This is a genomic window from Streptomonospora sediminis, assembly GCF_054778995.1.
The window spans coordinates 1-23,754 of the sequence record NZ_BAAGYZ010000129.1; the positions used below are offsets into that span (position 1 = coordinate 1).

A 23,754-nucleotide genomic window follows, 5' to 3' on the forward strand; every position below is an offset into this window, starting at 1 on the left:
CAATGGATCCACCGCCCTAACTTCCCGGCATTGATGATCATCGCCGGGAACCCGACATAACGAGCGCACGGCCGCGTGTTCTTCGCCTGCGGCGGCGATCCGGTCGCTGAGCCGCCTCACTCGCGGATTCGGGACGGCGCCGCCGGCTCCGGCGAGCGCTCCGCCAGCCGGTAACCCAGGCGGCCCCGCGTGGCGGCGATGAGTGCGAGCGCGACCAGCGCCATGGCGAAAGCGTTGATGCCGCCGCCGAACGTGTACCCGACGTCGAGTTCCGGATAGAACGCCGACTGCAGGACCACGCTGTGGGCGTTGACGGCGGCATGCAGCAGCATGGCCACCGGAACACTCTGGCCGGTCCTGTTGAAGACCCACGTGATCACCAGGCTCAAGGCGACGCAGAAGACGATGAACACGGCGATCCCGAGGAGGCCGGCACCGTCGCCCCACGTGGTGAGGAACAACGGCAGGTGCCACCCGGCCCAGCACAGCCCGAGTACGACGGTGCCGAGCACCGGACCGTGCCTGTCCTGAAGCCGCGGCAGCGCGAAGTCCCGCCATCCCGGTTCCTCAGCCAGCGCGGAGGTGCAGAACTGGACGACGACCACCGCCGCGTACGTCATCAGTACCGTCGCCGAAGGGAGCCGTAGCTCCGCCGCCGCCCCTGGCAGCAGCAGGACGCTGAGCACCAACGTGGCGGGGATGGCGATGACGGCGAATCCGTACCACCGCACTCCGGTGCGCCAGTGGATCAGCCGGGCACGCCACGTCCGCAGTCCGCTCCTGCCTTCCGCGACCGCGGTGACCGTGAACGCTGCGGTGATCGGCCCGATGAAAGCACCGGGCATGACACCGAGCACCATGCTGCTTCCACCGAATTTCGGGACGTGGAACGGCAGGATCCCGATGCCGTCCTGGCCGAGCACATACGGCACCCAGAACAGCCAGCTCATTCCGCAGGCCAGCACGAAAAAACTGATTAGGGGACCCCGGGAGACCATTTTCTGGAAACGAATTCTTATCGGCATGGCACTCAGCGTACGAAGAATCGTGCAACGATTCCCATGATGCGAACCGGTGCGTTTCGGGTACAGCAGGCTGTACTCCACCGGTTTGCCGTCCGCGGGAACGGGTGCCTTCTGTCCCCCGATGGCCGCGCGCCGCTGGAAGCGGGGCCTTCGGACACCTCCAGCTGACCAGGCCCAGCCGACCAGGCCCGATCGGCCAGGCTCCGACCGGACCGGACCGCCGGCTCACCGGCCGTCCCTGCGAGCGGCCTGACCCGGCGCCCACAGGCCAGGGTTCTCAGCGGGCGGTCCCGCGGCGGAACGGCGCATGCGGCCAAGGCCATGCGGTGCACAGCGGGCGGTCAGCAGACGCGCTCAGGCGGCGCCGTCAGGCGCACCCGGTGGATCATCGCCGACCGGACCCGCCGCAGGCGGCCGCCGGTCATTTATTGTGTTCTAGATAGCGCAGGACTGCGGCGACCCTGCGGTCGGTACGGCTATCGGGAGGCAGCTGCAGCTTCGTGAAGATATTGCGAATGTGCTTGTGCACCGCATTATCGGTGATGGACAACTGCTCGGCGATGGCGGTATTGCCCAGTCCTTCGGCCATTCTCGCCAGTACTTCGTGCTCCCGAGCGCTCAACCGGTCCAGGTGGCCGGTCGATTGCCGTCGGAACAGTTGGGTGATGACCTCGGGGTCGATCGCCGTGCCGCCCGACGCCACCCGTTGCAGGGCCGCCAGGAAGGTGTCGACCCGACCCACGCGCTCCTTGAGGAGGTAGCCGACGCGGTCGGCGCCCTCGGCGAGCAGGTCGGTGGCAAAGCTCTGCTCCACGTAGGCCGACAGCACGAGTACGGCCAGCCCCGGGTGGGCGCGCCGGGCCGCCATCGCGGCGCGGATTCCCTCGTCGGTATGGGTGGGCGGCATCCGCACGTCCACTAACGCGACGTCCGGCCGGTGGGTGTCGACCGCGGTGGCGAACCCGTCCGGATCGCAGACGGCGGCCGGCACCTCGTATCCGGCGCCCTGCAGGACGAGCGACAGCCCGTCCCGCAGCAGGGCGTCGTCCTCGGCGATCACGATTCGCACGGCAGCTCCACTGTCACGACGGTCGGTCCTCCCGGCGGGCTGTCGATTGCGACCTCGCCGTCGAGCGCTTGCACTCGGCGCACGATGCCGTCCAGGCCCGAACCGGCAGCGCTGTCGGCCCCGCCGCGGCCGTCATCGCGCACGACGGCGACAAGGCGGTCGGCGGTGCGCCGGACGTCCACGAGCACTTCGCCGGCGCCGCTGTGCCTTGCGGCGTTCGTCAACGCCTCGGTGACCGCGAAGTACGCCGTGGCCTCCACCGCCGCAGGGCTCCGCGCGGCTATGCCGGTGGTCACCCGGCAGGGCACCGCGCTGTCTGCCGCCAGTGCCGACAGCGCGCCTTCCAGGCCGAGGTCTTCGAGCACGGGCGGCAGAATGCTGCGGACGACCGACCGCAACTCGGCTAGGGCGTCCTCGACGGAGCCCTGCATACGCTCCAGTGCGGCATCCGCCTGTGCCGGGTCGCGGGCCAGCGCCTGCCGCGCCACGCCGGCAAGCACGGCGACTCCCACGAGCCGGTTCTGCACGCCGTCGTGCAGCGCACGCTCGATCCGGCGCAGTTCGGCGGCGTGGGCGCTCAGCACGGCGGCACGGCTCGTCGTGAGTTCGGCCAAGCGTGCCGACAAGTCCACGTCGGGATGGGGATTCAGCAGCGCCGCGCCCGGTAGAGCCTGCGCCCGCATCAACCGCGGTTCGAGAAAGAGCCACAAGGCCGCCCAGAGCGGGGCGGTCGCGGCCATGAGAAAGGCATCCTGCCAGGAGTCGACCGCGACGTATCCGTTCAGCGCGTAGGCCTTGTGCGGCGGCACCAGCGACCACCAGAGCGGAAAGGTAGCGTAGCGCACGACGTTGTAGGCGAGCTGCACTCCGAGAGCCGCGACGATGATCCCGAACGTCACGTTGCACGCCAGCCAGCCGAAATCGCGCCGGACCTCAGGCGCGGCAAGGCTCCGCACGGCGGCCGGCAGGGAGGTCGGCGGCCCCCCGTAGGGCGAGACGACCCGGTGGCCGATCGCGCGCAGCCGCCTCCGCTCCAGGTCGGCGACGGCCCGCACACCCGCCAGCGTCGGCCCGATGAGCAGCAGCCCGATACCGACCAGGCACAGCAGCGCCACGGTGAGTACGGCCGCGAGCATGATGTAGGAGAGCACGGCGATCCCCATGCCCGCGGCCGTCCACATGGTGGCGAGCCCGGCCCCGCGAACCGCCGCGAGCGCGCGGCGCCGCGGGGACATGACCTCATCCGCCCCGGCGGTACCGCCCACCTGCGCCTCCCTCGGTCTCCGCCGGCGCGGACGGCCGGCGAATCCGGGGTCACCCTATGCTGCGGCGGTGCGGGCCGCTACCGCCGTTGGAGAGAAGCACGACCTGCCGCACCGGGACCGGCGCCACGACCGGTGGGCCGCGCCGCGACGCCTTGCGTTCGCCGGCGCGCAGCGGTCCCTGGGACACGCTGACCGTCGGCGGCGAGGAGGCCGACATCGACATCTTCTCCCGCGAGGACGAGCAACGCGACGGGGCCGGAGCGGCCGCCAACGGGGCCGCGGGCCGGGCGTGATGCGCGGGCCGCGCGCACCGACTCGCCGGGGTCATCCGTCGCCCGGGTCCAGCAGGCCGCGCCGGAAACCCGCCGCGACAGCGGCGGCCCGGTCGTTGACGCCGAGTTTGGCGTAGATGTGCAGGACGTGGGTCTTGACCGTGGCCTCGCTGATGAACAGGCTCGCCGCCGCCTCGCGGTTGGTGGAGCCGCCGGCGATGAGCCGGAGGATCTCCAGTTCCCGGTCGCTCAACGACACGGCCGGCCCGCGGACCCGGCCGACCAGCCGGCTGGCCACCAGCGGCGAGAGTACGGTCTCGCCGCGCGCTGCCAGGCGGACCGCGCGGGTCACCTCCTCGGGCAGGGTGTCCTTGAGGAGGTAGCCGGTGGCTCCGGCCTCGATGGCGGGGCCGACATCGCTGTCGGTCGCATACGTGGTCAGCACCAGGACCCGGGCGGGCAGCCCCAGCCGGGCCAGCTCGCGGATCGCCGCCACACCGCCCGTGCCCGGCATGCGCAGATCCATGAGGACCACGTCGGGCTCCAGGGACCGCGCGAGCTCGACGGCGCGCGCGCCCTCGCCGGCCTCGCCGACCACCTCGAACCCCGGGTCGCCGGCGAACATGGCCCGGATGCCGTCGCGGACGACGGGGTGGTCGTCGGCGATGAGCACGCGGACGGGGGGTTCAGCCACCGGCGGCCTCCCTGGGAACGGCCGGGACGGCGGCCGAGACCGCCGTCCCGGCACCGGGTTCGGACTCGATCTCCAGGATGCCCGCCAGGCGCGTGACCCGCTGCCGCATCGACGTCAGCCCGAACCCGCCGTGGGCGCCGCAGCTGCCGGGTGTTCGCCCGGCGGGTGGCTCCGCGGGCGGCTCCGGCACCGGGGCCGGCCGGGTGTCGGACGCCGCCTCGAAACCCGCACCGTCGTCGCGCACGTCCAGCACGACCAGGTCCTCCATGTAGGACAGGGTCACCCCCACCCGGGTGGCTCCGGCGTGCCGGGCCACGTTGGCCAGGGACTCCTGGACGGTGCGGAGCAGGACGGCCTCGACCTCGCCGTGCAAGGGGCGGACCGGTCCGGTCGCGGTGAAGTCGGCGCGCACGCCGTTGAGCCGCGACCACTCGGCCGCGAGGCCGGACAGGGCCTCGGGCAGCGGCGCGGCCTCCAGCGGCGCCGGCCCCAGGGCGTGCACGGACCTGCGCGCCTCCGCGAGGTTGTCGCGGGCCAGCCGGACGGCGTTGGCGACCCGGAGCCGCCACTGGGCACGGTCGCACTCCGCCGCATCGGTGCTGCCGCCGGCGCCCGCGGCGGCCCCGGTGCCCTCCGCGGTACTTCCGGCCGCTCCCCCGGCCCTGTCCGCGGCCCGTTCGGCAGCCTGCAGCTGGGTGATGATGCCGACGAACCCTTGGGCCAGGGTGTCGTGGATCTCCCGGGCCATGCGCTCGCGTTCGTCGTGCGCACCGGCCTCGCGGGCCTGCACCAGCAGCTGGGCGTGGAGGCCTTCGTTCTCCCGGATGGTCTCGCGCAGCCGCTCCACCATCCGCCGGTGCTCGTCGCTGCGCTCCGCGGTGACCTCGCCGACCTGGCTGAACGCCGCGACCAGCACGGCGATGCAGGCGACGAAGGACAGGTGCAGCAGAACCGGCAGGGGTTCGGGGGCGGGCAACCCGCCCATGTAGGCGGTGACGGCGACGGCGGCGGTCGCGGTCACCCCCGCGTACCGCCACCGGCCCCGGAGGAACCGCCAGGAGTACAGGTAGCCGACGAAGCCGAACAGGCCCGCGAACCAGACACCGCGGGTGCTGAGCGCCGCGATCAGCACCACCAGGGCGGCGACGCACGCCGCCGCCACCCGCGGGCGGGAATCCGAGTGCGGGGCCATGCCGCTCATCGCGCCCAGCAGGGCCGCCGCAAGGACCACCAGCCCGAGCAGCTCCAGCAGATCCGACCGGGAGAGGTCGGTGGTGGCCAGGGTCAGGACTGCGGAGCCCGCCAGCAGGACGTAGGGCACGGAGCCCACGAGGCGGCGCAGCCGCGCCTCCCGCAGGTCGAGGTCGGGTTCGGGTTCGGGCGCCGTCTCCATGCTCACTCCCAGCGGAAGAACCGGGCCGCGACGAGGCTGAGGACCACGGCGTAAACGGCCATGGTGACCAGCGGCAGCACAGCGGGGAACGCGCCGCTCCAGACCTCGTGCAGGCTCTGCCGCAGCGCACCCAGCGGGGTGTACCGGCCGGCGAGCGCCAGGATATCGGGCATCCGATCGGCGGGCTGCATGAGTCCGCCCAGGTAGGACATCGGGAAGAAGAGCAGCACACCGAAACCGTTGGCGGCGCGGCCGTTGGAGGCCAGCGCAGCGATGAGCAGCCCAACGGAGAACATCGCCGCCGTACCGAGCAGGAAGGCCGCGAGGAACCCCAGGGCACCGGGCGCGGCGGCTCCAAGGAAACCGGCCCCGACCGCGAGCAGCAGGCAGACCGCGGCAACGGTGAGGACCAACTGGAGCAGGATCTGCACGGCGAGCAGGTTGGCGGGGCGGACCGGGGTCACCGAAAGCCGGCGCAGGATGCCGCGCTCGCGGTAGGTGGCCAGGGTCGTGGGCAGCAGGTACATGCCGACCAGGCCGATCGCCATGGTGACCGCCATCGGCAGCAGGACCGTGTCGCCCTCCTCGATCGCACCGCCGAAGACGACGAGGATGAACAAGGGGATGGCCAGGGTGAACACTGCGCCGGGCTCGCGCACCAGCAGCTTGGTCTCGACGGTGGTGAGTTTGGCGAGCATCTGCACGGCGGATCTTCCGTTCCAGGGGTGAGGGGGCGTTCCGGGCGGCGGGGCGGGGGGCAAGTGTCAGGCCTGCAGGGAGCGGCCGGTCAGCGCGATGAAGGCGTCGTCGAGGGTGCGCTTGTCGACGCGCAGGTCGCCGACGAGTACCGACTCGCGGGCCAGGGCGGCGGTGACAGCGGTGGCGAAGTCGCCGCGGCCGGCCACGACGACCAGGTCACCGGTGCGGGAAACCGACGCCACGCCGCCGAGGCCGCCCAGCAGGCGTTCCGGCTCCGCGGTGCCGCCCTCCATGAGCCGGAAGCTCATCCGGTACTCGGCGTCGACACCGTCGATCAACCCCGCCGGAGTGTCGAGGGCGACGACACGGCCCTGGTCGAGGACCGCGACCCGGTCGCACAGCTCCTCGACCTCGTCCATGAAGTGGCTGACCAGGACCACGGTCACGCCCTCGGCGCGCACCCGCTTGACCAGCTCCCAGGTGGCCCGGCGGGCCTGGGGGTCCAGCCCGGTGGTGAGCTCGTCGAGGAACGCGACCTTGGGGTCGCCGACCAAGGCCAGGGCGATGAACAGGCGCTGCCGCTGCCCGCCGGACAACTTCGCGAACCGCGCGTCCCGCTTGTCCGCGAGGCCCCACCGCTCCAGCAGCGCCCGCCAGTCGCGGGGCCTGGCGTAGAACGAGGCGTAGAGGTCGAGCACCTCCCACACCTTGATGTTGTCGGGCAGCTGCGTGTGCTGGAGCTGGACACCGATGTGCTCCCGAAGCTCCGCACCCCGCCGGAACGGGTCGAACCCGAGCACCCGCACCGCCCCGGAGCCGGGACGCCGCAGCCCCTCCGCGCACTCCACCGCAGTCGTTTTACCCGCCCCGTTCGGACCGAGCAGGCCGAAGACCTCCCCCTCCTCCACCGAGAAGGACACCCGGTCCAGGACCGCCCGGCCGCCGTACCTCTTGCTGATCTCTTCGACCTCGATGATCGCCATGCCGACAAGCCTGGCCGACAGGGGCCCGGGGCGGAATCGCCCGTCCGGCGCCGATCCGCCGCGGATCCGGCCGACCCGCGCATCCGCCGAACGGTGGATGGCGCTCCTTGCCGGGCGCCCCGCCGGCGGCCGCGGGCGGCGCCGCAAGCTTCGAAGATCGGCTAAGTGAGCGGACCCGGCGGCAACCGCGGTGCCAAGCTCCTGACTGCGTCCGGGCACTGACCCGCGCCTGCGGCGCCGATGAGGTCAACGAAGCCAGGAGCGAACCCGGTCGGGGCCGCAGGCCGAACGGCCTGCCCTACTTCGCAGCACAACGGGAGCGGGCGTTTCCGATGTGCGGCCGCCGGGCGCTCCGGCGTAGAAGAGGGAAAGGAGCCAGATGTCCACGAACGACCTGCTGCGTGTCAGCTTCACCGACGCCGACCCGCACCACCCGATCGGTCCGGTGGAGCTGGGCGAAGAGGAGCTGACCGCGGCCCAGGGCGGCAGCCCGACACTGGGCCCGATCTGCACCGCCATCATGACCGAGTTCTGCGGCATCACCAGCACGGGACCGCCCACGGTGGAAACCTGCCAGAACACCATCTGCAACTGCGCCTAGGCGCATGAGCGGGTCCCGGGCCGGTGCTGCGGACCGGGACCCGCCGGCACCGCTTCGGTCTTCGGTCCGCTGCCGCCGCCGTCGCCGTCCGGCACCGCCCCGCTCAGGCGGCTCCATGCTCCTGCCTGCGAAGAAGGGAACACCCATGCCCCGCCGCGTGCGCGCACTCATGCAGAGCAGCCCCCGCGATTGCGGCGCCGTCTGCCTGGCCATGGTGCTGCGTGCGTACGGGATCGCGGCCTTCCCGCTCGCCATCGCCGCCGCACTGCCGAGCCGCACCCGGGGAGCCAGCGCATACGACCTCGTCCAGGCCGGCCGCCGCAGCGGGCTCGGTGTCCGCGGCTTCCGGGCCGCGGCGGCCGACCTGCAGAGCCTCCCGCTGCCGCTCATCGCGCACTACGCCAGCGGCCACTACGTGGTGGTCGAATCGTTCTCGACGCGGCGCGAGCGCCTCACCGTGGTCGACCCCTCGTCGGGGCGGCGCAAGATCTCCACCGCCGAGTTCGAACGGGAATCCAGCGGCATCGTCATCAGCGTGGACCCGCCCGGCGCCCCGCTGCGCCGGCGCGCCGCGCTGCTCCTCGATCAGCACCGGCGCCTGTTCGGCGGCGCCGACGGGGCGCGCGGCCCGTGGCGCCGGTTGCTGCCGGTGCTGCTGCTCGCCTCCGCCGCCGTGTTCCTGCCCGCCGCGGCAACCCAGTACTTCTACCGCAAGCTCATTGCCGGAGCCCCCATCGCCGACGGGGTACTGGTCGGCGCGGGGTTGCTGCTGGCGATCGGCCTGTTCGCCGGGTTCGCGGCTGCCCGCGAACTGGCCGGGCGGCGCGCGCAGGACCGGTCCCAGGCCGGGCGCGTCCACCACCTCGCCGGCCGGCTGCGTACCCTCGATCCGTTTTTTGTGGCGCAGCGCTCGGCGCACGAAGTGTCGCACGAACTGATCGAAGCGCCGACGGCGCACGAGCCCGCGGCCACGTCGGCGCTGTCGGCGATCGGCTCCCTGATGACCGCGGCGCTGGGATTCGGTTTCCTCCTCGCGTTCGAACCGGTGTTCTTCCTTGCCGCGGCGGCGATCTCGGCCGCGGCCTGCGCCTTGGCGGTGTGGCTGGGCCGGCGCCAGGCCGACGCCTCGCACGCGGAGATGGAGGAGTTCCGCGCCTTCGGTGCGCAGACGGGGGTCGCCGTCGAAGCGCTGGAGGACCACCGGGCGATCCGGGCGGACGGCTGGCTGCTCGACCAGTGGCGGCGGGCCGGCGCGGACTGGCTCGACCGCGCTTCACACCGGCGCCGCTACACCGCTGCGGGCACCGCGGTGCAGCGGGTGGTCTCGCTCGTGGTCCCCATGGCGCTGCTGGCGCTGACCCACGAGCGGATCACCGCCGGGGACCTGTCGCTTCCGCTGGCCCTGGGGTTGAACATGGTCGCCATTGTCACGGTCAGCGCGTTCGTCCCCCTCGTCAACGACCTGCAGCGCTACTTTGAAATGGCCCCGGCCGCCGTGAAGTGGGAGGCCGGGCGCGAGATGCAACCGCAGCCCTGGCAGCCGCCCGAATTCGGGCGCGCCGCGGCCGGCACCGCCGGGGAACCCGCTGCGGCCGTGCAGGGCCTGGCGTGCACCCCTCCCGGCGCCGCCGAGCCGGTGGTCGAGGGCCTCGACCTGCGAATCGGGCACGGCGAGTTCGTCGCCCTCGTCGGCCCGTCGGGGTGCGGCAAGACGACGCTGCTGCGCACCCTGGCCGGGCTGACCCGGCCGGCGGCCGGGTCGGTCGGTTACGGCGCGGCACCCGGCGGTCCCGACATCCCGGGGCGGGGCGGCTCCACCGCGCTCGTCGCCCAGGAACCCATGTTGCCGGGCGGGCCGCTGGGCGCGATGGTCGCCGCCGGCCTGCCGATCGGCAACGACGAGATCCGAGCGGGTTTCGCGGCCATCGGCGCGGAGTCCATCATCGACGCGCTGCCCGACGGCCTGGCGTCGGCGCTCTCGCCGCGGTGCCCGGAACTGTCGGCGGGGCAGCGGCGCAAGGTGGCGCTGGTGCGCGCGCTGCTGCGGCGCCCGACGGTCCTGCTGGTCGACGAACCCACCGCCGGATTGGACCGGGACTCGGCCACCGCCGTACTGCGCTGCCTGGGTTCGCTGCCGACCGCGGTCATCGCCGCCACCCACGACGAGCGGCTCGCCGGGGCGGCCGACCGGGTGGTCGATCTGACCCGCGCTCCGGTCGCCGCCGAGCCCGCCTGATGCGGTCCGCGCCGGTCCGCGCCGGTCCGGGCAGCCTCGCGCCGACCCGCCCCGGTCCCAGTAACCACCGAGCCCGGAAGGCCCGACCATGTCAGCTCTGCACCACCCCCACCCCGCCGCCGGCCGGCCCGCCCCCGCCACGCCGGCACTGGCGGAACTCGCCGAGGCACCCGCCGCCTTTGCCGCGCCCGAACGGGTTCCCGGCCTCTCCCTTGCCGACCTGAGCTGGTTCACCGACCGCGCTGAAGCCGAGCAGTGGGCCGCCGAGATCCGGCGCACGCCGGCAACCCGCAACGGGCCCGCGGTGCCGCTGCCGCCGCCGGCGCCACCGGAGACACTGCCGGACCCGCTCCAGGCCGAGATCAGCCCGCAGAACGCGCTGCTGCCGTGGTTCCTTGCGCTGGCCCTGGGCGAGGGCTCCCTCGGCGACCTGGTGCCGCCGGGTGCCCCGGAGCACGAGACGATTGCGGAGGCCGCCCGGCTGTGCGCCGAGACGACCGCCCGCACCGTCGTGCTGCACCTGCACCTCAGCCTGCACGGGGTCGGCGAGGACCGGTTCCCGGACCGGCAGGCCGCCCTGCTCGCCGAACTGCGCACCCCGGAGGGCATCGCCCGCCTGCTGGCCGAGTACCCGCGCCTGGAGCCCTACTGCCGGGCCGTCGCCTCCGGGTGGGCCGACGCCCGCAGGGAGCTGCTCGACCGGCTGGCCGCCGACCGCCCGCTGCTGTCCGACACCTTCGGCATCGCCGCCGAGACCGACGTGGCCTCGCTGTCCGGCGCGCTCGGCGACCGGCACAACCGCGGCCGGACCACGCACCGCATCACGTTCGCCGACGGCACCGTACTCATGTACAAGCCGCGCCCCGCCGGCGTCGACCAATGGTGGGCCGACCTGTGCTCCCTGCTGCGGGAACGCGGAGCCGCCGACGTGCACTGCGCCCGGACCCTGGACCGCGGCACCTACGGCTGGCAGGAGTTTCTGCGCAACAGCGAGGAGGCCGACCCGGCCCGCTACTACCGCAACCTGGGTGCGCTGGCCGCCGTCACGACCCTGATCTGCTCCATCGACCTGCACTACGAGAACATCGTGGCGGTCGGCGACCGTCCCGCGGTCATCGACTGCGAGACACTGCTGACCGCCGCTCTGACACCGCCGCACGACGGCAACGGCGACGGAACATACCCGCCGGACGCATCGGCCATCAGCGACTCGGTGGCCAACCTGCTGATCCTGCCCGGCTTCGACCCCAGCGCACGCAACGCCGAGATCAGCGCCCTGGCCGGCGGTATCGAGCCGGCGAACCTGCAGACGCGCCAACTGGTCGACAACGGCCGCGGCCCCCGCTATGAGATGCGCGATTTCGAACTGCCCGCGCACGGCACCAACGCCCCGCGGGGGACCCGGGACCGCAACTCGGTCGCCGGGTACGAGCAGGACTTCGTCGAGGGCTACCGCACCGCCTACCGGGGGGTGGTGGCGATGTGGCGGCAGGGCGGGCTGGCGCGGCTGATCGACCGCGCCGAGTCGGTGACCCTGCGGTACGTGCCGCGGCCCACCCGCACCTACGGCGCGAAGCTGAACGGCAGCACCCACCCCAACGTACTGCGCGACCCGCTGGGACCCGACATCGTGTTGTCGAGCCTGTGGACGACGGTGAAGACCTACCCCGCGCTGGCGCGGCTGATGGCACACGAACACGCCGACCTGGCCAACGGCGACATCCCCTACTTCCGCCACTCCGGCGGAAGCCGCGACGTGCACTGCACGGACGGAACGGTCATCCGCGACTACTTCGCAGACGACGCCGCCGGCCGCCTGCGGCGCCGCCTGGAGCGCGCCGGAGAAGCCGACCTGGCATTCCAGTGCACGGTGATCGGGCTGTCCTTCGCCTGCGAACGGGCGCGCGGCACGACCGCCGGCACGCCGGTCAACTCCTTCGAGACCGCGGCCCCGGCGGCGCCCGCCGACGCGCCGACCACCCGGCCCCGATCGGACCGGGCCGCCGGCGCACAGCTGCTGAACTGGTCGGATGCGGCCGAGCGGCGGCTGGCGGCCCGGGTCGCCGACCGGATCCGCCACTGCGTGTACTCCCGGGACGGCGAGTTCCTCACCCTTGGCACCACGGTCCGCGAACCGCTGCGCTGGATCATGCATTCTCCGGGACCCGCGCTCTACGACGGGCTGTCGGGCATCGCGGTCGCACTCGCCGAACTGGGCGCAGCCTATGACCTGCCCGAACACCGCGGCTTCGCACTGGAGGTCCAGGCCTCGTCTGCGCGCCAGGTGCTCCGAAACGCGACCCCCTCCCACGGAGCGCACGGCGGCGCCGGCGGCGTGCTGTGGGCCGAAACGGTCCTCGCCGCCCGCCACGGAGCTCCGCTCGGGTCCGCGGCCGAGGGCCTGCTCGACCTGGTCGAGCGCGCCCCGGACGGCACCATGGACGTGGTCAGCGGCGCAGCGGGCACGGTACTGGCCGCAACCGGCACGCTGGACCTGCTCCCCCAGGCCCAGTGGGCCCAGCGCCTGCGGGCCGCGGCCGCAACGGCGGCGGAGATGCTGCGCTCACACGCGCAGGTCGACGGAACCGGTGCGCACTGGCCGATGGCTCCGAATGATACGTCGCTGATCGGTTTCGCACACGGTTCCGCCGGCGCGCTCTACGCCCTCGCCCGAGCGGGCGAGCACGGCCTGGCGCGCGCGGCCGACACGGACCTGGCCGCGGACACCTTCCGCTGGGACGACGCCCACCGGCGCGGCGGTGTGTGGCCGGATCTGCGGGCCGCCGACGACGATACGACCACGATGGCGGCCTGGTGCCACGGCGCTCCCGGTATCGCGCTGGCCCGGGCCGCGTGGCCCTTGGCGGACGGCGGCCCGGGGTTGGGGGCAGCGCTGGATTTGCTGCGCAACAGCGAACCGGGCGAGTCGCTCAACCTCTGCCACGGCCTGTTGGGCAATGCCCTCATCGCGGCCCGGCTCCGGCACCGCGGCGCCACCGGCGACGAGATGGTCGCCGACGCCGACGCCCGCGTGCGCCGGGTGATCGGCGACCGCGGCGGGCCTGACGCCGTCATGGCCGGCCCGCAGCCGGAGTTCGAAACCGGTATGGCCCCGTCCGTGCACCTGCCCGGCCTGATGACCGGTGTCGGCGGCTTGGCCTACTGGCTCGCCGCCACCCGCGACCCCTCCGTTCCCGACGTCCTCACGCTGGAGACCTGACCGGCGGCACCGGACACGGGAAACCGCGGGACCCCGCACGCCGGGCCGGCCCCGCGGTTTCCGGCCGTCCACGGCGCGCAGCGGCCCGGTCCGCCCTGCCGAAGCGCCGCCATCCGCCGGCACAAGTGATCTTCAACCGCGTTCCAGCCGACGCCGTGAGAATGGTACGAGGAAGGGGGCGGGCCTGCGCATTCCACGGCCGTGCGCCGACGCAGCAGGCGCCCTGGGCAACGGTTGGGCGCTCCTTGCTCCTGAGCGCGCCGGACGAGCAGATGGGACGGTCTGCGTGCGCTCTGAGAACGGCCGCACCCGCGTGGACTTCGGCAGCCCTGCGGAGGTCCGCGTGGGCGTCGCCTTCAACCTCTACGCCAGCGTCTTCGCCCTGGCCTGCGACGGCATGCGGGCCCGGATCGGCGCCGGATGCAACTCCCGCGCCGCCGAGGTCGTCGCCTCCCTACCGCCGGCCGCCCAGCGCGCCCTTTTCCCGATCGTGGCGCCCGGCCACTCGCTGTGCCCGGATTGCCTCAGCCCCGGCGACCCCGTCCGCGACGTTTCCTTGGCGGACGAACTCGACCGACTGCGTTCGCTGAGCGGTGCGCAGGTACGCGCCGATCTCGAACTCACCTTCGCGCCCGGCGCACCGCCCACTCACTGGCAGCGGGTCCTGCGCAATCCGCGCCGATGGATTTCCCAGGTGGCCGACGCCTTCGCGGACATCGGCCACCACCTGCAAGGCCCATGGCAGCGCAGTGCCGGACAGCGGGAGCGCGAGGCCCAGCGGATCGGCACCGCCATGGCCCGCGGCTGCGCCGATGTGGCGCTGGCCGCCACCCACCCCCGCGGCATGCTGCGCGGCACCACCTTGGAGTTCCCCGACGCAGATCCCGTCGAACTCAGCGCCTCCGGGCGCCGCGTGGTACTGACACCCATGATCGGCCGCCCCGAGTCGGCCCCCTGCAACCTCGACCGCTGCGACGTGCTCTGGTTCGGCTATCCCCTGGCGCCGTCCGCCGACGACCGCGCAGCGGCACGGACGGCGGCACAGCTCGACGCGCTGCTGACACCGATGCGCGCCCGCCTGCTGCGCTGCCTGGACCGCGAAACACCCATGAGCGCGGTCCCGGCCCTGCTCACCTGCAGCGCACCCACCGCCACCCACCACTGCACTCAACTGGCCAAGGCCGGTCTCATCGACCGCCGCCGGCAGGGCCGCAGGGTCAGCATCGCCCGCACCCGCCGCGGCGACCTGCTGCTGGAGGCCTACGAGACGGCGGCCCAGTAGAGGAGCGGCCGGCCGGGGCGGCGGCGGTCGGGCTGCGTTGGCGGCCTGGCGGGGGTTTGCGCCCCTTTGCCGGCCGGTCAGGGGTGGCGGCCCGCAAGGACGCAGAACTCGTTGCCCTCCGGGTCGGCGAGTACAACCCAGCTGTCGTCGCCCTGGCCGACGTCGGCGTGCCGGGCACCCAGGGCGAGCAGGCGGCGGACCTCTGTGTCCCGATCGGTGTCGGTGGGGTTGACGTCGAGGTGGAGCCGGTTCTTGCCGGTCTTGCCCTCCGGCACGCGCGCGAAGGTCAACGCCGGCGGCACCGGGCCGCGGCGGCCTTTGCCCTCGGGTACCTCGGGCGGGCCGATCATGACGACTCCGTCCTCTTGGTCCTGGTCCTGCACCTCGTAGCCGAGGACCGAGCACCAGAACCGGGCGAGCCCGCTGGGATCCGCGCAGTCGATGGCAAGCTCGGTGAACTTACTGGTCATATCTGAGCCTTCCTGCTGAACAGCGGGGCCGTGAACGCCCCGCCCCGGCCACTGCGGCCGTCGGCGGCCACCGCGGGCAGCCAGCCGCCCGCCCGGCGGCGCCCGGCTCAGACCCGTTCGGCCGCCACTACACGGGTGCCCGCGGCCTTGTCCTGCAGCCCGAGATAGGTCCGCTCATCGCGCAGCATCATCATCAGGCTGATGGCCAGCCCGAGGTAGCACGGCAGGGTCAGCGCCGCCATCACCAGCGCACGCCACGCCGCCTTCCCGGACGACGGCCGCTCGCCGGTCGCGGCGTCGACGACCTTGATCTGGGCGATGCGTTTGCCCAGGGTCTGGCCCCGCTTGGCCACCGGCAGCCAGTGGTAGCAGAACGTCGCCACCAGCAGCAGCGCAATCGACACCAGCGCGCACACCGCCATCACGGTGCCCTCCTCGTCGCCCACCGCCGCGGAGATCCCCGCGCTGGTCAGCATCAGCACGAACCAGCCGCCGAAGAGCATCCCGAAGGTGACCGCGATGTCGATGCCGAACGCCAACCACCGGAAGAGCACGGTCGCCGCCCCGTATTGGTTCGCCCGCTGGGTGCCGCCGGCGCCGTACCCGGGCTGGGGCTGCGGCGGGTACGGCGGGTGGGGAGGCTGCTGCGGCTGCTGGTAGGCGGGGGCGAACTGCGGTTGCCCCGGGGCACCCTGCTGGTATCCGGGCGGACCGTAGCCGGCAGCGGGGTACTGCGGACCGCTGCCCGGCTGCTGGTGGGGCTGCTGCGGTTGCTGTTCGTATTCGTAAGGGGAGCTCATCGGATTCCGGTTCTGTATTCGGGGGCGAACCGGATTCTGTCAGGCGCCGAGGACGAAGAGAAGCCGCTTTTGCGGAAACCGGGCCCGGGCACGCAGGAGTATCCGAATGGCCGTACCGGATCCCGCCGCCGGGAAGTTGTTCCGTTTTGGCGCCGGCGACCCGCGCCGGCTACGTCTCCGACCGGCCCGTTTCCGGCCCCTCGTGCCCTCCGCCGGCGCAGGTCGTGGCATCGGTGAACCTCGTCGGCGGCTTCGTTGACAGCACCGCGCGGCAGGCGGCGGCAGCAGCGCTCACCGAACGGCGCACCGGGGTCGCCGACGAGCAGTGGTGGGGCGACCGCGACTCGCTGTTCGCCCGCCTGGAGCGGTATCCCGCGCTGACCCGCCTGTACCGGGACGGCGCGTTTGACGCGTCGCTGGATCCCTTCGAGTTCGGTCTCCAACGGGTGCTCGACGGAATTGAGAGCCTTGTCCGTGACGTAACACGTGATGAAAAAGAGTGCGCGGTATGCGGAGCGCCCGTCGGGCCGGGCCGGCAGGGCCGCCCGCGGGACTACTGCTCCCGCGCCTGCCAACAACGGGCCTACCGCATCCGCAGACGCCGGCGCCGATAACGCGGCTTCCGCTGCGTTACCGGCGCCCCGCCTCCCCGAGCAGCGGGCCGAAGCGTCCGGGCGGCCGCGGCAGAGGCAGGGCGAATGCGGCCGGTGGCAGGCGCCGGTGGAGACGCACGCATCCGGCCCGTCCCAGCCCGGCCCCGGCCGCCGGGTTTCAGGGGCGGCGTGCGGCCCAGACGGTGCGCTCGGTGCGTACCGCGACATCGCCCCGGCGCAGGAAGCCGTCCGGGCTTGCGGTGTCGAGCAGCCGGTCCACTGCGGCCAGGTCCGCGGCCGGCAGCACGGGGGCCAGGCTGCCGCGTATGCGCTGGAAGCTGGTGTGCGCATAGCGGCCGACCGCCTCGGTGCTGGAGCCCGCCACGTTGACCGCGATCGTGCGCTCGCCCTCGACGGTGAACCCGGCCGCGGCCAGCTTGGGGCCCCAGTCGGCACCGCGGTGCGGAACATGCTCGGCTTGCCAGTGGGACAACGCGGCATGGCAGCGTTCTTCCAGGCCGGGCCGGTCTTCCGGCGCGTCTTCGGGCAGGAAGCGGGGGAAGCCGGCCAGCTCGACGACGGCGAACAGCCCGCCGGGCGCGAGCATGTCGCGGACCCGGCGCAGGGTGCTGTCGGGGTCGGCCATGTGGTGCAGCGAGGCCGACGCCCAGACCAGTTCGGGCGTGCCGAGTTCGGGCCACTCCGCGTCGAGGTCGGCCTGCACGGTGTGCACCCGGTCGGCCGCACCGTCGGCCGCGGCCTTCTCCCGCAGGCGGTGCAGATGTTCGGCCGAGGAGTCGACGGCGGTCACCTCTGCCGCAGGGAAACGTGCGAGCAGCGCGAGCGTGCCTGCCCCGGTTCCGCAGCCCAGGTCGACGATGCGGCGCGGTTCGGCCCCGACGGGCAGCCATGCGGTGATGGAGGCGGTGTGCTCATCGAGGACTTCGGCGTCCAGGTCGAGGATTTCCGCATGGTCGCTGTTGGCGGGCACGTGCTGGTGAACATGGTGGGTGCGGCCGTGCGCTGCGCACGGGGATTCGTTGGTCATGGCGCTCACGCTAAGCGGGGTATGCGCCAAACGCACGAAGGTTCCCCGAATGCGCAAGAAGACCATCGGCTGGGTTGCAGGACGCGCAAGTGCCGCCGATTACCCGGATCCGGTGGCGCGCTCCGGGCCGTGCCGGGTGGCCGCACCCGGGAGCCGCCGCCCGCGCCCGGCACCCGGATCACCTGGTTCGCCGCGAAGGATCCGCCGTGTCGCCGGTGCCCTCGCCGCTCTGATGGCTGCGGCGGGCGTCGCGGTCGAAGATGCCCAGGATCTCGCTCGGGCCGCCCGCGGTGCCGATGGCGTGCGGCAGCATCGTGGGGAACTCCGCGGCCTGGTTGGTCTCGACGCGGAAGCGCCGGTTGCCCAGCAGCAGCACCACAGTGCCGGAGAGCACGACGAACCATTCGCGGCCCGGGTGCGCGCGCATGCGCGATGGGCTTTCCGGTGGCGGGTCGACCATGCGCTGGCGCACGACGGTCGTGCCGGGGTCGGCTCTGATGGGCCACCTCATCATCCCGTGGGCCCCATCGTGGGACGGGTTGGAGACGATGTCGTCGGCGGCGGTCTCGACGAGCTGGTCCAGCGAGGTGTCCAAGGCGCGGGCGAGCGCGACCAGCTGGTCCAGTGCGAGGCGGCGCTGACCGTTCTCGATCCGGCTGAGGGTGGACTGGCTGAGCCGGGCGCGGGCGGCCAGGCCCTCCAGCGACCAGCCCTGTGCCACCCGCAGGCCGCGGATCCGTTTGCGTACCAGGCTGTCCAACTCGTGATTGCCTTGCGTCATGGCCATAATGTTATGCCGTTCGGGCAAACGGCCGGAGAATCCGGAGTGCGGGCCCCGATGGCTGCGGACAACCGCCCTGCAGCGCCGGACCGATTGCATGGGCCACCGCATCTCCGGAATCTCCGGACCCTGTTCGGCTGCTCTGGGATCCGGCGTGGAGTTCGACGCCACCCGCGCCTACACATCAGCGGCGGCCGCCGGCATCTTCGCCCTTGGACGCCTTCGCCCCCATCATCGACTTCGCCCTCATCGACGGGCACGAGATCCCCACGTCGGCGACAACGTGAGCGATCGATCGCGTCTGGCAACGCGCGACGCCCTCGGCAGACAGCGGGGCATTACGGTTATGTATGGACGGGGCTTCCTGTTTGTCGGACGAGTCGGTCGTACTTCTCATCCTGCCGCCGAAAGCCCCGTCTCCACTCGTCATGCTCCGCCAGTCGACACCAACGTCACGACCCGCAATACCTGGCTAGTTCACAGGCGAACCCGATCGACAATCTCGTAGTAGGCGTGGAGGTCGAGCCATTCGACACCAGAAACCACCTTCCCATCCTTCATGGTGAGAATATAGAGATAGCCGTTGCTATAGGGCTCACCATCGGCCGCGGTCCCTGTGCTGTCAATCCGGGCGATGATTTCGTCTCCATCGGCCCACAGACCCCGCGTCTCGATCGCCAGCGGCCCTTGGAGCCTGTCGAACAGCGCGGCCTCGGCATTCTCATGCAGATCCTTCAGGCCGTGGTAAAATCCGGCAACAGGCCCATGCCCCGCGACCTCCCATTCCGTTTCGGCCGTAAAGATCTTGGCAAAGAACTTCGTGAAGTCGCGCTCTCCTTCCAGCAAGGCGTCTCTGACGATCTGAAGATTCTTTTCTTCTTGCGACGAGTAAGACATGTATGTCCCCATCGATAGCTTCGCTCTGTCGTGGCGGACTCATCCGCCAGGGCACCCGGCGGCACCTGATGCGAAGCTATTCGCGGCCAAGCCGACGTGACAGGCCGCGTTGCGCATGGGTGTGATACACCCCCTCGCTGCTGCACATCCGCGCGCTACTATCGGTTTCATGACGGCAGCAAGCCTGAGGGCGAGGACGGAGTTGGGCGCGTATCTGCGCATCCGGCGGGGCGCTGTCGACCCCGAGGCCGCCGGGTTACCAAGAGGGCAGCGGCGAGTCAGCGGGCTCCGGCGGGAGGAAGTCGCGACCTTGGCCGGCGTCAGCGTTGACTACTACACCCGCCTGGAACAAGGACGAGAGAAACATCCCTCGCCGCAGCTATTGAGCTCACTGAGCCACGTCTTACAACTCAGCACTGATGAACGTCTTCATTTATACCGTCTTGCCGGAGCAGATCCCGCCCAGGGCGCCGCCCATGGAAATCGATCCGTTTCGGAGTCGCTCCGCAGGCTCATGGATCGTTGGCCGCAGAACCCCGCGTTCGTCTACAACGACGCTCAGGACATCCTTTCTGCAAACTCACTTGGGCAGGTACTGCATTCTGAGTTCGGATTTCAGGATAATTTCGCCCGAATGGTATTCCTTGACCCTGAGGGAGTCAACTTCTTTATTGATTGGGAACGAATTGCATCGGATGCCGTCGGCTCGCTCCGTCAAGCATGGGGCAAGTCCGCCTCACGTGCGCGCGTTGAGGCCGTCGTGGATGAACTCCTCGAATCCAGCACCGATTTCGCGCGCATGTGGAAAACGCACGCGGTCATCGGCAAAGGTCACCAGGTAAAGACGGTCGACCACCCTAAAATTGGCCGGATCACTCTCGAATACCACAGCTTCGACATCCCGGACGCGCACGGCCAACACCTTCTCATCTGCGACATACCTACTGGTGGGGCGTCTGAGCAAGGTATACAAGCGTTGGGCAGCCTCGTGGACCAAGGCTCTCGGCGGATCGAGCGAGACTGAGCCTTGTAAACCAGCTCCACGTGCTGTCCTGCCCCTCCGGGATGAATGTGTCCAGCCGCGCGCTCGGCGTGCTCGCCGACGCGCTGCGCCGCCACCGCAAACACCTCGGAACCCGGTGGCGACGGCTTTCGGCCGGCCGCCAAGCCCTGCTCGCGATCGCCTACCCAAGCAAAGGCGAAACCTACGCCGACCTGGCCTGCGGCTTCACGATCGGCACCTCCACCGCCTACCAAGGCGGCGGCCCGGCGATCCGGGTCCCACAGCGCCGCCGACGCAGCGACCCCGACACCGGCCGCTACCGGCGGCGGTCACGGGCGCAGAAAGAAAGAGGTCAACACCGCCCACGCCCGGCAGCGGGGACCGGGTGAGCGGGTCAACGCCGAGTTGAAGAACTGGCGTGTCCTACGCAAGATCCGTTCCTGCCCCTGCCGGGCCTCCGAACTCGTCGCCGCAGTTCAGACCCTCATGCTCGCCGCCCCGTGAACAGGTTGGCAAGGCTCAATGCCCGAACGGCCACCCAGCGGACCCGGGCCCGGCGGGCGGCGAAATGCGGGACACTGCGGGAGCACTATTCCGGCGACCGGACGAAATCCGAGCATTCCGCCGCACCGGCCCCATTGACCACTGCAGACACACGGATCAAACACGCAGGCCAACAGCGCAATAAAACCGGCGGATATGGCGGCGAACCGCGTGGGTTGCGCAATGGCCGGTGAATTCGACAGACTTTTTCCGGCGGCACGGGGCCGGGCCGTCGCCCTGCCCCAGCGCCACCGTTCGGGGGCCGTTGCTAGCTATTGCCGGCCGGGTCCCCGCAGCCCCGTAATCCGCATTCCGCAAGATCCGCAAGATCCGCAAGAAGCTGAACAATCATAAGAGCTGGAAGAACTGCAAGAGCCGGCACCCGCACACCGCCCTCTGCACCCCACTGGCACCCCCGCACCCCCACCGCAGTCGCGAAGGAGCCCCGTGGCAACTCAGCGCATCGCCATCGACCCCCGAGACCTCGACCGGAACGCGACCGCGCACGCTCTCCACGCGGCCGGGCCGGTGGCCGAAGTGGACCTGGCCGGGGTGCGGGCACTGGCCGTCACCCACCACGAGGCGCTGCGGGACGTGCTCGCCGACCGTACCGGCACCTTCATCCGCGGGGCCGCGGGCAACCACTGGCGGGCACTGCGCGACGGCGAGATCGACCCGGACGGCGCGCTGGCGCGGCTGGTCGGCGGCGGCATCGGCAGCCTGCTCACCAAGAACGGCGCCGAGCACGCCGACTTGCGCAAACCCATGCAGACACACTTCACCCGGCGGCGGGTGGAGGCACTGCGCCCGCAAGTGGAACGGCTCACCGCCGACCTCCTTGCGGAACTGGACGGCGCCGAAACCGTCGACATCAAGGACCGGTTCGCCTGGCCGCTGACCGTGGGGGTGCTGGTCGGCCTGCTCGGCATCGGCGACGACGAGGCGCCGGTCCTCGCCGACATCGCCCGCCGCGTATTCGAAGTGACCGATGCCGGTGTGTACGCCGATGCGCGGGAATTCCTGGGCGGCCTGGTCGCCGGCAAGCGCGCCGACCCCGGTGACGATCTGGTGAGCGCGCTGGCCACGGCCGGCGGCGAGGAGCACCTCACCGACTCCCAACTGGTCTCCAACGTCTTCCTGCTGGTCATCGCGGGTTTCGAGACCACGATGGGCACGCTGGCCAACGGTGTCCGCGCGCTGCTGTCCCACCCCGACCAGCTGCGGCGGGTTACCGGCGGCGAGGTGGAGTGGACGGCAGCGGTCGAGGAGATCCTGCGCCGCTACTCGTCGGTGAGCCTGCTGCCGGCGGTGTTCACCACCCGCGACACCGAACTGGCCGGCGTGCCTCTGCGGGAGGGCGAGATGCTGCTGCTGGCCTACGCCGCGGCGGCGCTCGACGGCGATATCTGGCAGGACCCCGATACTTTCGACGTGGGCCGCGAGCCCCGCGGCCACTTGGCCTTCGGCCACGGCCCCCACCTGTGCCTCGGCGCCCCGCTGGCGCGCCTGGAACTCAACGTGGCCCTGCCGCGCCTGTTCCACCGTTTCCCCGGCCTCGCCCTGGACACCGGGCATACCGCCGCCGAAGCCGCGGCACCGGTGGAGAGTTGGCTGATGACCCACCCCAAACGGCTGCTGGTGCACCCGCACGGCGCACCCGCACCAGGCTGAGGCGGTCACGGCCGGGTCGGCGGGGACCGGCACCGCCGGGCCGGTCCCCGCCGACCCACGGCCAATGGCCGGAAGCGGTGGGGACACCGCCACACCGGCTTACCCGGGGGCGCCCGCGCCCGCGCCCAGGCACGGTGGGGACACCGCCACACCGGCTTACCCGGGGGCGCCCGCGCCCGCGCCCAGGCACGGTGGGGACACCGCCACACCGGCTTACCCGGGGGCGCCCGCGCCCAGGCACGGTGGGGACACCACCACACCGGCTTACCCGGGGGCGCCCGCGCCCAGGCACGGTGGGGACACCACCACAATGTTTCGGGCGCCGACACCATCGCGGCGGGTGCGGCACCGCCCATAGTGTGCTGACCATGCCCGAACTCCCCTCGCACCGCCCCCGGGGCACCGCAACCGCCCGACCTCCTGCCGGGGCCGCCCGAGTGCGCCCGCCGGCGACGGCCGAAACGGCGGCCCGCCGTGGTTGATGCCATCAACGAGATGATCTCCGGGGCCATGGCGTCGCCGTGGGCGCTGGTGGCAATCTTCCTGGTCTGCGTGCTCGACGCGTTCTTCCCCGTGGTTCCCAGCGAGACGACGGTCATCGCCGCAGGCTCGCTGGCCGCTTCCGGTGATACGAACCTGGCGGCCGCGATCGCGGTGGCGGCGGCGGGCGCCTTCATCGGCGACCATGTCGCCTACGCGATCGGGCGCCTGCTCGGCACCCGCGCCACCGCGCGCCTGCTCCCGGGCAAGAGGGGCCGCGCCGCCCTGGAATGGGGGTCCGCTGCGCTGCGGCAACGCGGCGGGCTGATGATCGTGGCGCTGCGCTTCGTGCCCGGAGGACGCACCGCGACGACGCTCACCGCCGGGACTCTGGAGTATCCCCTTGCCCGGTTCAGCGCATTCGCCGCGTTGGCCGCCGCCCTATGGGCGCTGTACTCGGGACTGGTCGGCTTCGTCGCCGGCGAGACCTTCGCCGGCAACCACCTACTGGCGGTCACGATCGGCGTGGGATTCTCCGCCGGTATCGGCATCGTCACCGAAGCGGTGCGCTTCGGCGTACGGCGGCGGCGCCGCCGTGCGGCAGAGTCCGCGATCGCCCAGCCGTCCCCGTCCGAAACGTCCGACCCCGGGGTCACAAATACGGCTCAGTGAACTGCCCAGCGCCGCCCGGCCCGGTCGCGCCGCCGCCGGCCGCCTGCGCCCCGTCCT

The 23,754-nt window shown here is 71.9% G+C and carries 21 protein-coding genes and 1 pseudogene; 10 read left to right on the top strand and 12 right to left on the bottom strand.

Features of this window, described 5'->3' with window-relative positions:
• Positions 1-116: 116 nt before the first annotated feature.
• The 3 genes from ACYVD5_RS25680 to ACYVD5_RS25690 form a co-directional block, all read right to left on the bottom strand.
• A complete protein-coding gene (locus ACYVD5_RS25680; RefSeq protein WP_461003724.1) occupies positions 117-1,025 on the bottom strand; it encodes a CPBP family intramembrane glutamic endopeptidase in 909 nt (302 codons plus the stop codon).
• Between the two features lie 421 nt (positions 1,026-1,446).
• Positions 1,447-2,094, bottom strand: a complete 648-nt coding sequence (locus ACYVD5_RS25685; protein ID WP_461003725.1) for a LuxR C-terminal-related transcriptional regulator — start codon at positions 2,092-2,094, stop codon at positions 1,447-1,449.
• Entirely contained in the window at positions 2,082-3,359 is a 1,278-nt protein-coding gene (locus ACYVD5_RS25690) for a sensor histidine kinase (RefSeq protein WP_461003726.1), read from the bottom strand. The genes ACYVD5_RS25685 and ACYVD5_RS25690 overlap by 13 nt, the downstream gene beginning before the upstream one ends.
• An 86-nt stretch (positions 3,360-3,445) precedes the next feature.
• Here ACYVD5_RS25690 and ACYVD5_RS25695 point away from each other — a divergent pair, with 86 nt between their 5' ends.
• On the top strand, positions 3,446-3,652 hold the full coding sequence (locus tag ACYVD5_RS25695) for a hypothetical protein (protein WP_461003727.1): 207 nt from the start codon (positions 3,446-3,448) through the stop codon (positions 3,650-3,652).
• Positions 3,653-3,683: 31 nt separating this feature from the next.
• On the opposite strand, the gene ACYVD5_RS25700 is transcribed toward ACYVD5_RS25695, so the two are convergent.
• From ACYVD5_RS25700 to ACYVD5_RS25715, 4 genes are all read right to left on the bottom strand, one after another.
• Positions 3,684-4,325, bottom strand: coding sequence for a response regulator (locus tag ACYVD5_RS25700; RefSeq protein ID WP_461003728.1), 642 nt, complete (start codon positions 4,323-4,325; stop codon positions 3,684-3,686).
• Positions 4,318-5,718, bottom strand: a complete 1,401-nt coding sequence (locus ACYVD5_RS25705) for a sensor histidine kinase (protein WP_461003729.1) — start codon at positions 5,716-5,718, stop codon at positions 4,318-4,320. Before ACYVD5_RS25705 ends, ACYVD5_RS25700 begins: the two co-directional genes overlap by 8 nt.
• A 2-nt stretch (positions 5,719-5,720) precedes the next feature.
• Positions 5,721-6,416 carry an ABC transporter permease gene (locus ACYVD5_RS25710; protein ID WP_461003730.1) on the bottom strand — a complete coding sequence of 232 codons (696 nt, stop codon included), beginning with the start codon at positions 6,414-6,416 and terminating at the stop codon, positions 5,721-5,723.
• A 66-nt stretch (positions 6,417-6,482) separates the two neighbouring features.
• Positions 6,483-7,400: an ABC transporter ATP-binding protein gene (locus ACYVD5_RS25715; protein WP_461003731.1), complete on the bottom strand. Its 918-nt coding sequence runs from the start codon at positions 7,398-7,400 to the stop codon at positions 6,483-6,485.
• Between the two features lie 379 nt (positions 7,401-7,779).
• On the opposite strand from ACYVD5_RS25715, the gene ACYVD5_RS25720 reads away from it, so the two are divergent.
• The 4 genes from ACYVD5_RS25720 to ACYVD5_RS25735 all read left to right on the top strand — a co-directional run bounded on the left by ACYVD5_RS25720 (position 7,780) and on the right by ACYVD5_RS25735 (position 14,739).
• Entirely contained in the window at positions 7,780-8,001 is a 222-nt protein-coding gene (locus ACYVD5_RS25720) for a hypothetical protein (RefSeq protein ID WP_461003732.1), read from the top strand.
• 145 nt (positions 8,002-8,146) lie between these two features.
• Positions 8,147-10,237, top strand: a complete 2,091-nt coding sequence (locus ACYVD5_RS25725; protein ID WP_461003733.1) for a cysteine peptidase family C39 domain-containing protein — start codon at positions 8,147-8,149, stop codon at positions 10,235-10,237.
• Between the two features lie 88 nt (positions 10,238-10,325).
• Positions 10,326-13,457, top strand: coding sequence for a type 2 lanthipeptide synthetase LanM family protein (locus ACYVD5_RS25730; RefSeq protein ID WP_461003734.1), 3,132 nt, complete (start codon positions 10,326-10,328; stop codon positions 13,455-13,457).
• Positions 13,458-13,743: 286 nt separating this feature from the next.
• Positions 13,744-14,739, top strand: coding sequence for a winged helix-turn-helix domain-containing protein (locus tag ACYVD5_RS25735; RefSeq protein WP_461003735.1), 996 nt, complete (start codon positions 13,744-13,746; stop codon positions 14,737-14,739).
• Between the two features lie 77 nt (positions 14,740-14,816).
• Here the strand turns inward: ACYVD5_RS25735 and ACYVD5_RS25740 are convergent, their stop codons facing one another.
• The gene (locus ACYVD5_RS25740; protein WP_461003736.1) at positions 14,817-15,209 is read right to left on the bottom strand and encodes a VOC family protein; all 393 of its coding nucleotides are present in this window, start codon (positions 15,207-15,209) and stop codon (positions 14,817-14,819) included.
• 107 nt (positions 15,210-15,316) lie between these two features.
• A complete protein-coding gene (locus ACYVD5_RS25745; RefSeq protein ID WP_461003737.1) occupies positions 15,317-16,009 on the bottom strand; it encodes an RDD family protein in 693 nt (230 codons plus the stop codon).
• 146 nt (positions 16,010-16,155) lie between these two features.
• Here ACYVD5_RS25745 and ACYVD5_RS25750 point away from each other — a divergent pair, with 146 nt between their 5' ends.
• Positions 16,156-16,623, top strand: coding sequence for a TetR/AcrR family transcriptional regulator C-terminal domain-containing protein (locus tag ACYVD5_RS25750; RefSeq protein WP_461003738.1), 468 nt, complete (start codon positions 16,156-16,158; stop codon positions 16,621-16,623).
• A gap of 157 nt (positions 16,624-16,780) precedes the next feature.
• Here the strand turns inward: ACYVD5_RS25750 and ACYVD5_RS25755 are convergent, their stop codons facing one another.
• From ACYVD5_RS25755 to ACYVD5_RS25765, 3 genes are all read right to left on the bottom strand, one after another.
• Entirely contained in the window at positions 16,781-17,650 is an 870-nt protein-coding gene (locus ACYVD5_RS25755) for a class I SAM-dependent methyltransferase (protein WP_461003739.1), read from the bottom strand.
• A 178-nt stretch (positions 17,651-17,828) separates the two neighbouring features.
• Positions 17,829-18,437: a helix-turn-helix domain-containing protein gene (locus tag ACYVD5_RS25760; RefSeq protein WP_461003740.1), complete on the bottom strand. Its 609-nt coding sequence runs from the start codon at positions 18,435-18,437 to the stop codon at positions 17,829-17,831.
• 471 nt (positions 18,438-18,908) lie between these two features.
• Positions 18,909-19,328, bottom strand: a complete 420-nt coding sequence (locus ACYVD5_RS25765; protein WP_461003741.1) for a nuclear transport factor 2 family protein — start codon at positions 19,326-19,328, stop codon at positions 18,909-18,911.
• Between the two features lie 169 nt (positions 19,329-19,497).
• Here ACYVD5_RS25765 and ACYVD5_RS25770 point away from each other — a divergent pair, with 169 nt between their 5' ends.
• From ACYVD5_RS25770 to ACYVD5_RS25785, 4 genes and pseudogenes are all read left to right on the top strand, one after another.
• Positions 19,498-20,352, top strand: a complete 855-nt coding sequence (locus tag ACYVD5_RS25770) for a helix-turn-helix transcriptional regulator (protein ID WP_461003742.1) — start codon at positions 19,498-19,500, stop codon at positions 20,350-20,352.
• 20 nt (positions 20,353-20,372) lie between these two features.
• A pseudogene (locus ACYVD5_RS25775) lies at positions 20,373-20,585 on the top strand (helix-turn-helix domain-containing protein); the annotation flags it as partial.
• 736 nt (positions 20,586-21,321) lie between these two features.
• Positions 21,322-22,545: a cytochrome P450 gene (locus tag ACYVD5_RS25780; RefSeq protein ID WP_461003743.1), complete on the top strand. Its 1,224-nt coding sequence runs from the start codon at positions 21,322-21,324 to the stop codon at positions 22,543-22,545.
• A 474-nt stretch (positions 22,546-23,019) separates the two neighbouring features.
• Positions 23,020-23,697: a DedA family protein gene (locus tag ACYVD5_RS25785; protein WP_461003744.1), complete on the top strand. Its 678-nt coding sequence runs from the start codon at positions 23,020-23,022 to the stop codon at positions 23,695-23,697.
• Positions 23,698-23,754: the final 57 nt, after the last annotated feature.